Genomic DNA, 13709 nt, shown 5'->3' on the forward strand with positions numbered 1-13709 from the left:
GGTCGCATCACCATGGCAGGCATCATCAGCAGTTGGGGTGACAACACCAACGGCCAGCTCGGCGACGGCGGCACCGTCAGCCGGAGCACCACGCAGGAGATCAAGGGCCTGGAGAACGTCGTCCGGGTGGCGGCCGGCAGCGGCCACGCGCTGGCCGTCACCGGGGGCGGCGAGCTCTGGGGCTTCGGCCGCAACGCCTTCGGCCAGCTCGGCGACGGCTCCACCGAGAACCAGGCGACCCCGGTGCGCACCGTCGGCCTGCCCGGCCGGGTCCGCACGGCCGGCGCCGGCGGCGGCCACAGCGCCGCCCTGCTGGAGGACGGCACCGTCTGGGCCTGGGGCGCCGGCTTCTTCTGCGCGCTCGGCGAGGCCAACTTCGGCGTGCAGCCCGTCCCGGTCCGGGTCGAGGGCCTGGAGGACATCGTCGACCTGGTGGTCGGCGGCGCCCACAACCTGGCGCTCAAGGCCGACGGCACCGTCTGGTCCTGGGGCCGCGACGACCGCGGCCAGCTCGGCGACGGCCCCGGCTCGACCCGCGAGGGCCGGATCGTCCGCTCCTACATGACCGCCTCCTTCGACTGCCGGCCGCGCCCGGCCGTGGTCGAGGGCCTGGAGCCGGTCGTCCGGATGAGCGCCGGCGGCGGCCACAGCCTGGTCGTGCACGCCGACGGCACCGCCTCGGTCTGGGGCTTCAACGACCGCGGCCAGCTCGGCGACGGCACCACCGTCGACCGCGCCGCCCCGCAGAAGCTCACCGGCCTGCACGCGGTCTCCCAGCTGGTCGGCGCCTACCACCACACGGTGGCGCTGCTGGCCGACGGCACCGTCTGGGCCTGGGGCCTCAACGACGGCGGCCAGCTCGGCGACGGCACCACCGCCGACCGCGCGGTGCCGGTCCCGGTGCCCGGCCTGAGCGGCGTCAAGGCGATCGCGGCGGGTGGCGGCGGCACCGACGCGGCCCCCGGCAACGGCGGGCACGCGCTGGCGCTGCTGGCCGACGGCTCGGTGCGGGGCTGGGGCTGGAACAACTGGGGCCAGCTGGCCGCCGGGCAGGTCCAGATCGTCCCGACCCCGACCCGGATCGCGCTGGCCGGTCCGGCGGTGGGCGTCGCGGCCGGCGGCGAGATCCCGCCGACCAACAAGTTCATGGCCAACCCGGGCGGCGGCTTCGGCTTCGCCCTGCTGGGCTGAGGCCCGGCCCCGTGCGAAACGCCGGGCGGCCCCGGCCCGTCCAGGGCCGCCCGGCGCGGGCCCGTCCGGCCCGCCCACCCATGACCGCTGACCGCTCGGGCCCGGGGCGCCGTCCGCCCCCGGCCCGGTCCCCGCAGGGAGGCCTCACCCCATGACCGCCGTTCCCCAGACCGCCCCTGCCTCGGCCGGCGCGGTGTTCCTCTCCGAACTGATGTTCCCGTCCACCCCGCGCTGCCTGGCCCTGGCCGCCGAGTTCGGGATCGCCGAGCTGCTCACCGAGGGCCCGCTGCCGGCCGCCGAGCTCGCCGAGCGCGCCGGGGTGGCCGCGGGGCCGCTGGCCAAGGTGCTCGCGCTGCTCGCCGAGGACGGCGTCTTCGAGGAGGCCGAGCCCGGCGTCTTCGCCAACACCGAGCTGTCCGAGCTGCTCCGCCCCGGCGTGCCCGGGTCGATGGACGCGATGGCCCGGATGGTCGGCGCCGAGTGGCTCTGGTCCTCCTGGGGCGCACTGGACCACAGCCTGGAAACCGGCAAGCCCGGCTTCGAGAAGGTGCACGGCACCGCGCTCTGGCCCTGGCTGCAGCGCAACCCGGCCGCCGCCGCGACCTTCAACCAGGCGATGACCGACTTCACCGACGCGCTCTCCGACGCCCTGGTCTCCGCGTACCCCGCGTTCGCCGAGGCCGGCACGGTCTGCGACCTCGGCGGCGGGCAGGGCACCTACCTGGCCGCGATCCTGAACGCCTACGAGGCGGTCGGCCGCGGTGTGCTGGCCGACCTGCCGAGCGTGATCGAGCAGGCCCGGACCCAGCCGGACGTCGCCAAGCTGGCCGAGCAGGGCCGGCTGGAGTTCCAGCCGGTGGACTTCTTCGCCGGGGTCCCGGCGGGGATCGGCGCCTACGTCACCAAGCAGGTCTGGCACTCCTGGCCGGACGAGGCGCTCGTCCGGCTGCTGCGCCGGTGCCGCGAGGCCTCGCCGGGCGCCCGCTTCGTCGCGGCCGAGCTGGTGCACCGCGAGGGCGTGCCGCGGTTCGTGAAGAACTTCGACCTGGTCATGCTGGTCACCATGAGCGGCGAGGTGCGCACCGAGGCGCAGTTCGCCGAGGTCTTCCGGCGCGGGGGCTTCCGGCTGAACCGGGTGGTGCCGACCGGGACGGCCTTCTCGCTGCTGGAGGCCGTGCCGGACCCCGACCCGCTGGACTGAGCGCGGCCGGTTCCGGGATTCCGCTCCGGAACCGCCCCGGAACCGCTCCGGAACCGCCCCGGCGGAATTCCGGAGAAGCGCGGAAAAGGGCCCGGATCCCTCATGGATCCGGGCCCTTTCGGATTTTCCCCGGGCGGCCCCCGGGGAATTCCCACCGGGTGGCGCCGGTCAGTCGAAGCGGAATTCCGCGAGGCCGCCGGACGGCCGGAACCCGAACGACTCGAAGAGGCTCCGAATGGCGCTGTTCCCCCCGGCGGTGACGGCCAGGCCGACCGGCGGCCGCTCGCCGCCGTGCACCTCGGCCAGCACCTCGGCGAGCAGCGCCCGGCCGTAGCCGCCCCGGCGGATCTCGGGCCGGACGTACATCGGGTTGTACCGGACGACGCCGGCGACGGTGGCGGTCCGGCCGAGGATGGCGACGGCGCGGCCGTCGTCCTCCCAGACCCGTAGCAGACCGCCGGCGATCTGCCCCTGGACCGACCGTGCGGCGGTCTCCCGGCTGAGCCCGGCGCCGTGTGCGGCCGCCAGGCACCAGTCGGTGAACAGCTCGGACTCGTCGGCCGCGGCTGCCCTGGTCCGCCCGGACGGCGCCGGGCGGCCGAGCGGCAGCGGTGCGCCGTCCAGCCTGAGCACCTGCTCGCGGCGGTCCGGGCGGGCCGGCCTGCCGGTGGCCTCGGACCAGGCCGCGGCGAACGCCGCGGCCGCCGCGTCCGGCCCGATCACGCCGGGCAGGAGGTCCGGTCCGGCGCCCAGTTCGGCGCCGAGGGCGGCCGCCGCGGCGGCCGGCATCCCGCTCAGCACGACCAGGTGCGGCGCGGTGAAGGCCGCCGCGCCGACCACCGGCGCCGCACCGGAGTCCGGGTCCTCGACCCGGCTCCAGGTGATCGGCGGGGCGGTCGGCGGGCGGAACTTCGCCCCCGCCATCATCGTCAGCAGGATGGAATTCTCGACGGGGTTGCCGGCAATCCACTCACCGGTTTCCGAGACGAACTCTTCGGTGTTTCTCGTGGTTTTTACGAGCATGCCGAAAAAGTATCCCGGGGGTGGGTCGCTGGCAATGGCGCGCGCCCGGCCGGGACCGTGTTCCGGTCAGCTCGCGCCGGGCCGGCCCGCGCCCGGAGCGCCCTGCCCCGGAGCGCCCGGACCGCCGGCGCCCGGACGGCCGGGACCGCCCGCACCCGGCCCGCCCTGGCCCGGGGCGCCGCCGCCCGGACGGCCCATCGCCCCGGCCGTGACGCCGGCCGTCATGCCGCCCTCCAGCCCGAACAGCGAGCCGGTGACGAAGCCGGCCGCGTCGCTCCCGAGGAAGACCACCGCGTGGGCGACCTCCTCCTCGGTGGCGATCCGCCCCAGCGCGGTGGCCGCCCCGGCCCGCTCCAGTGCGCCCGGCTGGCCGCCGACCCGCCGACGGAAGTCCTCGGTGTCCACCGGCCCGGTGATCAGGGCGTTCACCCGGATGCCGGCCGGGCCGGCCTCCAGCGCGGTGGCCCGGGTCAGGCCGACCACCCCGTGCTTGGCCGCGGTGTACGCGCCCAGGCCGAAGGCGGTGCCCTGGACGCCGGCGGTGGAGGCGTTGTTGATGATGCTGCCGCCGCCGTTCGCCCGCATGGCGGCGATCTCATGCTTGAGCGAGTGGTAGGTGCCGATCAGGTTGACGGCGATCACCTGGGCGAAGTCCTCGGCCGGGACCCGGTCGAGCGGGCCGAACGCCCCGCCGCCGCCCGCGTTGTTGAAGGCGATGTCCAGCCGGCCGTGTCGCTCGACCGTGGTACCCACCAGACGGGCGACGTCATCCTCGACGGTGACGTCGGCGGCGATGAACTCCGCCTGTCCGCCCTTCTCGCGGATCCGCTCCACGACGGCGTTGCCCAGCTCGGCGCGGCGGCCGGAGACCACCACGTGCGCCCCCGCGGCGGCCAGGGCGGCGGCTGCGGCCGCCCCGATGCCCGAGGTAGAACCGGTCACGAGAGCGATCTTCCCCTGGAGTTGACTCATCGTTAGCTGCCCCTCCGGGCGGCCGGCGGCCACCCTTGACGTTGGCTCTTGACGGCTAATTTTGATTGTATAGTCTATACGAATTCAAGCTCGGAGCAAGGACTCCGAGTCGGCGAGCGCCTCCTCGAGGAGTACCCCATGAGCGCCCCGTACGCTGCACCCGCCCCGGAAGTGCCACGCAAAACCTTCTTGACGATCTTCGCCGCACTGGTGCTCGCCATGTTCCTGGCGGCTCTGGACCAGACGATCGTGGCGACGGCCCTGCCGACCATCGCCGGTGACCTCGGCGGCGTGACCCACCTGTCCTGGGTCGTCACCGCCTACATGCTGGCCGCCACCGCGGCCACGCCGCTCTGGGGCAAGCTGGGCGACCTCTACGGCCGCAAGCTGATGTTCCAGTCGGCCATCACGATCTTCCTGCTCGGCTCCGCGCTGTCCGGGATCTCCGGCAACATCGGCCAGCTGATCGGCTTCCGCACCCTCCAGGGGCTCGGCGCGGGCGGTCTGATGGCGCTGGCGATGGCCCTCATCGCGGAGCTGGTGCCGCCGCGCGAGCGCGGCAAGTGGCAGGGCTATGCGCAGTCCTGCTTCGTGCTCGCCGGCGTGGTCGGCCCGCTGATCGGCGGCGCCTTCGTCGACCACCTGTCCTGGCCGTGGATCTTCTACATCAACCTGCCGATCGGCGTGGTCGCGCTGCTGATCGTCAGCTCGGTGCTGAAGCTGCCGGTCAACAAGCAGCAGAAGCAGCTGGACTACCTGGGCTCGGCGCTGCTCAGCGGTGCCATCGTCTCGGTGCTGCTGGTCTCGGTCTGGGCCGGCGACCAGTACTCCTGGGGCTCGGTGCAGATCATCGGCCTGCTGGTGCTCGCCGCGGTGCTGCTCGCCGCCTTCGTCCGGCAGGAGAAGCGGGCCGCCGAGCCGGTCGTCCCGCTGGCGCTGTTCAAGGACCCGGTCGTCCTGGTGGCCACCCTCGGCCTCTTCCTCACCTCGGTCTCGCTCTTCGTGGCGACCGTCTACACCCCGCTCTTCCTCCAGGTCGCCAACGGTGACAGCGCCACCGAGTCCGGCCTGTTGCTGGTCCCGATGATGCTCGCCACCGTGGCCAGCCTGACGCTCTCCGGCAAGGTCGTCGAGAAGACCGGCAAGTACAAGATCTTCCCGATCGTCGGCCTGCTGGTCATGGCGGTCGGCCTCTACCTGATGTCGACGCTCAAGGCGGACTCCTCAGAGGTCTCCGCCGGCGTCTTCCTGGCGGTCTTCGGCATCGGCTTCGGCCTGGTCACCCAGGTGCTCATCGTGGCGGTGCAGAACTCCGTCGAGATGCGGCAGCTGGGCGTGGCGACCGCGGCGGCGAACTTCTTCCGCTCGCTCGGCGGCGCCATGGGTGTCACCATCTTCGGCGCCATCCTCAACTCGCAGCTGCGCGACTGGCTGCCCAAGAAGGTGCCGGCCGACGCCCTGGCGCGGCTCGGCACGGACGGTCTGCTGACCGCTCCGGCCAAGGTCCGGGCGCAGGCGCCGCCGGTGCGCGACGGGGTCTCCGCCGCGCTGGCCGAGTCGCTGCACACGGTCTACCTGATCGGCATGGTCATCGCGCTGATCGGCGCCCTGGTGGTGGTCTTCCTCCAGGAGCGGCCGATGCGGGCGCCGATGGGCGCGCCCGGCGGCAAGGGCCCCGGTGGCCAGGGCGGTCCCGGTGGCGGCCGGCACCAGGGCCAGGGTGGCCCCGGCGGCGGCCAGTGGCAGGGCCAGGGCGCTCCGGCGGGCCAGGCCGGCCAGCAGCAGGGCGGCCCGGGTGCCCAGCCCGGCTCCGCGGCCGGCGGCCGGCCGGAGACCGCGGCCGGCTGACGACCCCCGCCGGACCGCGCCGGTCGTCCGGACCGGTGCCCGTCCCCGCAGCTCCTCCTCCCCCATCGTTACCCCCGGCGGTGGGGGAGGAGGCTGTCCGGAAGGCGAATTGACGGAACATCAGCTGTTGATGCGGCTCGAAACGGACGCCGGAAGCCATCGCGGAGTGAGTGTTCACCCGCTAGGCTGGACGGGTAGTCGGCACCCCGGCCGCGGTGGGGCGGGGTGTCTGGCACGGCCTTCCCCGCCGCACTCCGAGCGCCGGGATCCCCGGCGCGACCAGCCCACCAGGAAGCGGGTCGACTCCATGGCCGACGTACCCAGCCAGCGGCGTGCACTCTCCCGGGACCTCCCGCCCGCCGCCGCCCCCGGCATACCCCCGGCGACCAGGACCGGTGTCATCGGTCTCGGCGTGATGGGCGGCGGGATGGCCTCCCGGCTGCTCGACCGGGGCCACCGGATCGTGGTCCACAACCGCACCCCCGAGCGCACCGCGCCGTTCGCCGCCCGCGGCGCGGAGGTCGCCGCCACCCCGGCCGAACTGGCCGCGCGGGTGGACGTGGTGCTGCTCAGCCTCGCCTCCGAGGCGGCCGTCGAGGAGCAGCTGTTCGGCGCCGACGGGGTGCTGGAGGCCCTGCCCGCGCACGGCATCGTGATGGACACCAGCACCGTCTCCCCGGACTTCGCCCGCTCGGTGGCCGAGCGGGTCGCGGGCCGCGGCCGCAGCTCCGTGGACGCCTGCATCATCGGCAACGGCCAGCACGCCAAGGACGGCGAACTGCGCTTCATGGTCGGCGGATCCGCCGAGGCCTTCGAGCGGCTGAGCACCGTGCTGGAACCGCTCGCCAAGGAGATCCGCCACCTCGGCCCGAGCGGTCTCGGCGCCACCGCCAAGGTCATGCTCAACGTGCTGATGGGCGTCGAGATGCAGGTGCTCGCCGAGTCCGTGACGCTGGCCCAGCGGGCCGGCATCGACCGCGAGCTCGCCCTGTCGATGATCAGCGAGAGCGGCTTCAGCTCGCCGGTGATGCGCTACAAGGCCGGTGTGATGCGCCGCCGGGCCTACGGCGAGCCGCAGTTCCGGCTCGACCTCATGCGCAAGGACCTCCGGCTGGCCACCGCCGAGGCGGGCCGCCTGGGCGTCGCCACCCCGGTCTGCGACGCCACCCACGACACCCTCGTCGCCGCCGCCGAGGCGGGCCTCGGCGAACTGGACTGCGCCGCCGTGCTCTCCCACGCGGAGGCCGCCGCCGGCCTGGCCGGCACCCCGGACCGTACGTGAACCGTTCGCCCTCATCGAGGAGTTGATCCACGTGTCCCATCCCAGACGGCCCCGGATAGCCGGCTTCGGCACCGGGCTGGTGGCCCTGCTGACCTCCCTCGTGCTGCTCGTCGCCACCAACGGCGCGGGCGCCGAGGACACCGAGGCCCGCCCGCGCTCCGGCAACTGGACCAGCTGGCAGGCCGACCCGGCCGGCAGCCGGTTCAACGGCCAGGAGTACCGGATCACCCCGGCGACCGTCGGCGGCCTCGACCTGAAGTGGGCCTTCGGCCACGAGAAGGTCCCGGGCGTCTTCCTGGGCAGTCAGCCCGCCGTGGTGGACGGCACCCTGTACGTCGGCGGCGTCGAGGGCACCTTCCACGCCCTGGATGCCCGGACCGGCGCGACCCGCTGGACCTTCGACGTCGCCCCGGTGGCCGGCGCCCACTCGGCCACCAGCCCCGACCCGGTGCGCAGCAGCCCGGCCGTCGAGGGCAACACGGTCTACTTCGGTGACAACCGCGGCTACCTCTACGCGCTCAACCGCTGGACCGGTGCGCTGCGCTGGTCGCTGAAGCTCGACCAGCACCCGCAGGCCCAGATCACCAGCTCGCCGCTGGTCCACAACGGCCAGGTCTACGTCGGCGTCTCCAGCAGGGAGTCCGGCGCGACCTTCGACCTGACCTACCCCTGCTGCACCTTCCGCGGCTCGGTCGTCGCCGTCAACGCGGCCTCCGGCCGGCTGACCTGGCGGCACTGGACCACCCCCGAGCCGCAGCAGGTCGGCAGCTGGCCGAACGGCGCCGCCCGCTACGAGCCCTCCGGCGTCGCCGTCTGGAGCTCGCCGGTGGTCGACCGGGAGAGCGGCACCATCTACGTCGGCACCGGCCAGAACTACTCCGGAGCGGCCGGCGACACCGACTCGGTGCTCGCCCTGGACGCCGCCACCGGTGACGTGCGCTGGCATTCCCAGGAGGTCTTCCCGGACACCTTCACCGTCGCCTGCGGCATCCCCGGCGCCGACGCCTACTGCCCCAGCAAGGCCGACGGCACCGACCACGACTGGGACTTCGGCGCCAGCGCCAACGTCTTCAGCATCGGCCACCGCCGGGTGATCGGCATCGGCCAGAAGAACGGCGTCTACCACGTCTACGACGCGCTGACCGGCGCCAAGGTGTGGGAGCGCGCGGTGGTCGCCGACCCCAACACCAAGGGCGGCAGCTCGGGCATCCAGTGGGGCACCAGCTACGACGGCACCCGGCTCTACCTCGCCACCTGGTTCGCCAACCCCGGCACCCTGTACGCGCTCGACCCGGCGACCGGCGCGACCCTCTGGCAGACCGAGAGCCCGGCCGACGGCTGCCAGTGGGGCGGCGCGGCCGCCAACCCGGAGCTCTGCCAGCGCGCCTTCACCCCCGCGGTGAGCACCAGCCGCGGCCTGGTCTACGAGGGCGGCGCGGACGGCAAGATGCGGGTCTTCTCGGCGAGCACCGGCGCGGTGCTCTGGCAGTACGACGCGGTCCGCGACTTCACCACGGTCAACGGTGTTCCGGCGCACGGCACCGCGCTCTCCGGCGGCGGTGGCGCGGTGGTCGCCGACGGCATGCTCTACGTCCAGGCGGCGTACTACCCGCAGTACCCGAGCGCCTCGGGCGGCGCCCTGCTCGCCTTTTCCCTACGGTAGGACCCGTCGGCGCAAGAGAAGGTCAACTCACGGCCGGCGGCGAACAGTTGCCGCCGGCCCCGGCAAGGAGGAAAGTCATGGAGATCGTCGTGGTGGGAGCGGCCGGCCGGACCGGTCGGCTGCTGGTCGAGAAGGCCCTGGAGAACAAGCACGGTGTCACCGCCCTGCTCCGCGACCCGGCCAAGCTGGCGGTCGAGCACGAGCGGCTGACCAAGGTGCGCGGCGACGTGTTCGACGCCGCCTCGCTGAACGCCCCGCTGGAGGGCAAGGACGCCGTCGTGGTGGCGCTGGGCGTGACCAGCCGCACCACCACGACGGTCTTCTCCGACGGCGTGCGCAACGTCATCGCGGCCGCCCGGACCGGCGGGGTGCGCCGGCTGGTCACGATGTCCTCGGCGGGCCTGGAGACCAAGCACCTGCCGGCGATGCAGCGCTTCGTCGCCGAGTTCGTGGTGGACCGGGTCTACCGGAACATCCACCTCGACCTCGGCCGGATGGAGGACGAGGTCGAGGCCAGCCCGCTGGACTGGACGATCGTCCGGGTGCCGATGCTGACCGACGGCCCGGCCACGCCCAACTACCAGGCGGTGGTGGGCGGTCACATCCCCAAGGCCTCGCGCGTCGCCCGGGCGAACGTCGCCGACTACATCGTCACTCATCTGGATGACCCGGCCACCTACGGCCGGCGCGTCGAGGTGGCCAACTGATGACCCCCGGCGGAGGCCGGCCCGCCCGCGGCACGTCCGCGGCGCGGGCCGGCCGCGCGCCGGCGGGGCACCGCCGCTGAGCGGACCGATCGAGGGGGAAACGCACCGTGAACATCGTCGTCTTCGGCGCGACCGGGGGCACCGGCCGCCACTTCCTGGAACTGGCCGCCGCGGCCGGGCACTCCACCGTCGCCTTCGCCCGCGACCCGCTGGCCCTGGTCGACGCCCGGCCGACCACCATCCGGCAGGGCGACGTGCTCGACCCGGAGGCGGTGGCCCGCGCCGTCGAGGGCGCGGACGCGGTGGTCTCCGCACTCGGCATCGGCTACAGCCGGGCCGCCACCACCGTCTACTCGGCCGGCACCGGCCACATCCTCAAGGCCATGCACGCGGCCGGGGTGGCCCGGGTGCTCTGCGTCTCCACCACCAGCATGAGCCCGGTGCCCTGGAGCGCCGCCCCGCTGCAGCGTGCGCTCACCTCCTGGGTGCTGCACCCGATGCTCCGCCGGCCGTACGCCGACATGGCGCGGATGGAGCGGCTGCTGCTGGCCGACACCGGGCTGGACTGGACGCTGGTCCGGGCCGCCCGGCTCACCGGCGGCCGGGCCCGGGGCCGCTACCGCACGGCCGCCGGGCGGCGGCTGCCCGGGGCCTGGTCGATATCCCGGGCCGACCTCGCGCACTACCTGGTGGGCGCGCTCGGCGACCCGGACGCCCGCCGCGCGGTCGTCGAGATCGCGTACTGACCGCCCGTCCACCGACCGTCCACCCGCCGCCCCGCCCCGCCCCGACCCGCCCGCCGACCGTGGCCGCGCCGCCGCCGTTCGTACTCAACGGGTGGTACGGCCGGCTACTCCCGCGGTGCGATGCCCGGCCCCCGCGGACCGGGCAGAGTGGGGAGTGATCCCGTGGATCACCCAAGCCGTGGGACGGCGGCCGCACACCATCCACCCCGGTGGCCGCCGGCCCGTGGCCCGCGTCGCCCCTCGCCCTCCGGAGCACAGCCGATGCCCACACCTCCCGGTCCGCCCGCCGCCGACACCCCCGCGCCCCCGTCCGGGTCCGCCGCGGGCGAGCCGTCCGCGGCCCCGACGGCCCCCGACGGGCCCCCGGCCGGCCGCGCCGGGCGCCTGCGACTGCCCCGGCACGCCCGTCGGGTCTGGCTGGTCGTGCACGTCGCCTGCTCGGTCGGCTGGCTCGGCCTGACCGCGGGCGTGCTCGCCCTCGGCATCGCCGGCCGCTTCTCCGACGACCCCGACACCGTCCGCGCCGCCTACCTGGCCCAGCGGATCTTCGCCGACTGGCTGCTGATCCCGGTCAGCCTGCTCTCGCTGCTCTCCGGCGTGCTGCTGTCCCTCGGCACCACCTGGGGCCTGCTGCGCCACCGGTGGGTCGCCACCAAGTTCTGGCTCACCCTGGCCGCCACCCTGGCGTCGATCTTCGCGCTGCGCGCCTTCATCCACGACGCGGCCGGCCAGGTCGCCGCCGGCACCGTCCCGCCCGACGGCCGCGCCCCGCACGTCCTGGTCATCGCGCCCTCGGTGGCGCTGACCATCTACCTGTTCGCCACCGTGCTCTCCGTGGTCAAGCCCTGGGGGATGACCGCGCGCGGCCGGCGGCTCGCCGCCGAGGCCCGCGCCGCGCGCGCCGGCCGCCCCGCAGCGGCGCCGGGGCGGTGACCCTCCCCTGTCCATGAGCACCGATCACGACCCGTACGGCGGACCGCCGTGGACCAGGCCGGCCTGGACGCGGTTCTCCGCGCTCCTGGTCGCCCTGGTCCAGCTGGTCGGCTCCACCGCCGCCGCCCACCAGCAGCCGGACCGCGCCGCGCTGGACGCCGCCGGGTACGCCCTGCTGCTGCTCGGCCCGGCCCTGCTCCTGCTGCGCGACCGCTACCCGGGCCCGGTGGTGGCCGCCGTCACCGCCGTCACCGCCGGCTACCTGCTGGCCGGCTACCCCTACGGCCCGGTGTTCTTCAGCCTCGGCGTGGCCGTCTACGGCGCGCTCGCCCGCGGCCGCCGCCGGTGGGCCTGGATCTCCCTCGGCGTCGGCTACCTGGTCCACCTGGCCAGCTCCCACCTGCTGCCGCACGACTGGCAGCGCGCGCCCGGGCCCGGCCCCAACTGGTGGCAGGAGGCCGGGGCGGCGGCCTGGTTGCTGCTGATCCTGGCCGGCGCCGAGATCATGCGCACCCGCGGCGAGCAACTGGCGGCGCGCCGGCTGGCCCGGCGGCAGGCGGAGGAGAACCGGGCCGCCGAGGAGCGGCTGCGGATGGCCCGAGAACTGCACGACATCCTGGCCCACTCGATCTCGGTGATCCACCTCCAGGCCGGGGTGGCCCTGGAACTCATCGACGAGCACCCCGAGCAGGTCCGCACCGCGCTGACGGTCATCAAGGCGACCAGCAAGGAAGCGCTGGGCGAGGTCCGCCAGGTGCTCGGGACCCTGCGCGGCCCGGACGGCCAGGCCCCGCGCACCCCCGCCCCCGGCCTCGCCCGGCTGCCCGAGCTGGTCACCCAGGCCGGCCACGCCGGGCTCGCCGTCACGGTCGGGACGACCGGCCCGGCCCGGCCGCTCTCCGCCCAGGTGGAGCTGGCCGCCTTCCGGATCGTCCAGGAGGCGCTCACCAACGTCATCCGCCATTCGGCGGCGCGCACCGCCACCGTTCTGATGGACTGGTCCTCCCCGGACGGGCTGCTGCTCCGGGTGGACGACCCGGGCCCGGCCGCCGGCGGCGAGGGCGGCGGCTCCGGCAACGGCCTGATCGGCATGCGCGAGCGGGCCGCGGCCTTCGCCGGGGAGCTGACCGCCGGACCGCACGGCGGCGGTTTCCGGGTGCGGGCCTGGCTGCCCGACCCGGCGGGGTCGGGCACGGCGAGCGAGAAGGAGCGGTCGGGATGATCCGGGTACTGCTGGCGGACGACCAGGTCCTGGTCCGGGCGGGCTTCCGGGCGCTGCTCGACGCCCAGCCCGACATCGAGGTGGTCGGCGAGGCCGACGACGGCGAGGCGGCCGTCCGGCTGGCGGAGGAACTGCGCCCGGACGTCGTGCTGATGGACATCCGGATGCCCGGCACCGACGGCCTGGAGGCCACCCGGCGGATCTGCGCCCGGCCCGAGTCGGCCGGCGTCCGGGTGGTCGTGCTGACCACCTTCGAACTGGACGAGTACATCTTCGAGGCGCTGCGGCTGGGCGCGGCCGGCTTCCTGGCCAAGGACACCGAACCGGCCGACCTGCTGCGGGCCGTGCGGGTCGCCGCCGTCGGCGACTCGCTGCTCTCCCCGGGCGCGACCCGCCGGCTGGTGGACGAGTTCGCCAGCCGCTCCCGGGAGCCCGCCGCGAGCGGCCGGCTGCTCGCCGCGCTCACCGACCGGGAGCGCGAGGTGCTCACCCTGGTCGGCATGGGCCTGAGCAACGACGACATCGCCCGCCGCCTGGTGGTCAGCCCGCTCACCGCGAAGACGCACGTCAGCCGCGCGATGGTGAAGCTCGGCGTCCGTGACCGCGCCCAACTGGTCGTCCTCGCCTACGAGTCCGGGCTGGTCCGGCCCGGCTGGCTGTGACCCGGGCCGGGACCCGCCGGCCCGGCCGGCCGTGACCCCGGCCGGGACCCGCCGCCCCGGCCGGCCGTGACCCGCCCGCCGGGCCGGGGGCCCGGAGCAGTGCCGCCCCCGGCCCGTACTCCCCGCGTCGTACCCCCGGTGCCGCTCCCCGGAGGACGCGCCGGCCCCCTCCTCGGCGGGACCCTCGTGGTGGCCTCGGGAACGGTCCGCGGCCGGCGCCAGGCCCCCGTCCGAACCCGCGGGGCTCACCGAGGAGTTG

At 74.9% G+C, this 13709-nt stretch carries 12 protein-coding genes; 10 read left to right on the top strand and 2 right to left on the bottom strand.

Going from position 1 to position 13709, the window contains the following annotated elements:
- Positions 1-12: 12 nt before the first annotated feature.
- Positions 13-1191: an RCC1 domain-containing protein gene (locus ACFVFS_RS13855; protein WP_380623600.1), complete on the top strand. Its 1179-nt coding sequence runs from the start codon at positions 13-15 to the stop codon at positions 1189-1191.
- 151 nt (positions 1192-1342) lie between these two features.
- On the top strand, positions 1343-2392 hold the full coding sequence (locus tag ACFVFS_RS13860) for a methyltransferase (protein ID WP_380623602.1): 1050 nt from the start codon (positions 1343-1345) through the stop codon (positions 2390-2392).
- A 168-nt stretch (positions 2393-2560) separates the two neighbouring features.
- On the opposite strand, the gene ACFVFS_RS13865 is transcribed toward ACFVFS_RS13860, so the two are convergent.
- Positions 2561-3415: a GNAT family N-acetyltransferase gene (locus ACFVFS_RS13865; protein WP_380623604.1), complete on the bottom strand. Its 855-nt coding sequence runs from the start codon at positions 3413-3415 to the stop codon at positions 2561-2563.
- Between the two features lie 66 nt (positions 3416-3481).
- Positions 3482-4357, bottom strand: a complete 876-nt coding sequence (locus ACFVFS_RS13870) for an SDR family NAD(P)-dependent oxidoreductase (protein WP_380623606.1) — start codon at positions 4355-4357, stop codon at positions 3482-3484.
- A 219-nt stretch (positions 4358-4576) separates the two neighbouring features.
- On the opposite strand from ACFVFS_RS13870, the gene ACFVFS_RS13875 reads away from it, so the two are divergent.
- From ACFVFS_RS13875 to ACFVFS_RS13910, 8 genes are all read left to right on the top strand, one after another.
- On the top strand, positions 4577-6235 hold the full coding sequence (locus ACFVFS_RS13875; protein ID WP_380623608.1) for an MDR family MFS transporter: 1659 nt from the start codon (positions 4577-4579) through the stop codon (positions 6233-6235).
- A gap of 307 nt (positions 6236-6542) precedes the next feature.
- Positions 6543-7517 carry an NAD(P)-dependent oxidoreductase gene (locus ACFVFS_RS13880; protein ID WP_380623610.1) on the top strand — a complete coding sequence of 325 codons (975 nt, stop codon included), beginning with the start codon at positions 6543-6545 and terminating at the stop codon, positions 7515-7517.
- A 31-nt stretch (positions 7518-7548) separates the two neighbouring features.
- Positions 7549-9180, top strand: coding sequence for a PQQ-binding-like beta-propeller repeat protein (locus ACFVFS_RS13885; RefSeq protein ID WP_380623612.1), 1632 nt, complete (start codon positions 7549-7551; stop codon positions 9178-9180).
- A gap of 77 nt (positions 9181-9257) precedes the next feature.
- A complete protein-coding gene (locus tag ACFVFS_RS13890) occupies positions 9258-9887 on the top strand; it encodes an NAD(P)-dependent oxidoreductase (protein WP_380623614.1) in 630 nt (209 codons plus the stop codon).
- Positions 9888-9994: 107 nt separating this feature from the next.
- Positions 9995-10633 carry an NAD(P)-dependent oxidoreductase gene (locus ACFVFS_RS13895; RefSeq protein WP_380623616.1) on the top strand — a complete coding sequence of 213 codons (639 nt, stop codon included), beginning with the start codon at positions 9995-9997 and terminating at the stop codon, positions 10631-10633.
- A 261-nt stretch (positions 10634-10894) separates the two neighbouring features.
- Positions 10895-11566: a DUF2269 domain-containing protein gene (locus ACFVFS_RS13900; protein WP_380623618.1), complete on the top strand. Its 672-nt coding sequence runs from the start codon at positions 10895-10897 to the stop codon at positions 11564-11566.
- Between the two features lie 13 nt (positions 11567-11579).
- A complete protein-coding gene (locus ACFVFS_RS13905; RefSeq protein WP_380623620.1) occupies positions 11580-12788 on the top strand; it encodes a sensor histidine kinase in 1209 nt (402 codons plus the stop codon).
- Complete coding sequence (locus ACFVFS_RS13910) at positions 12785-13450, top strand: response regulator (protein ID WP_380623622.1); 666 nt, start codon at positions 12785-12787, stop codon at positions 13448-13450. Before ACFVFS_RS13905 ends, ACFVFS_RS13910 begins: the two co-directional genes overlap by 4 nt.
- Positions 13451-13709: the final 259 nt, after the last annotated feature.

This window comes from Kitasatospora sp. NPDC057692, assembly GCF_042799475.1.
Classification (GTDB): Bacteria; Actinomycetota; Actinomycetes; order Streptomycetales; family Streptomycetaceae; genus Kitasatospora.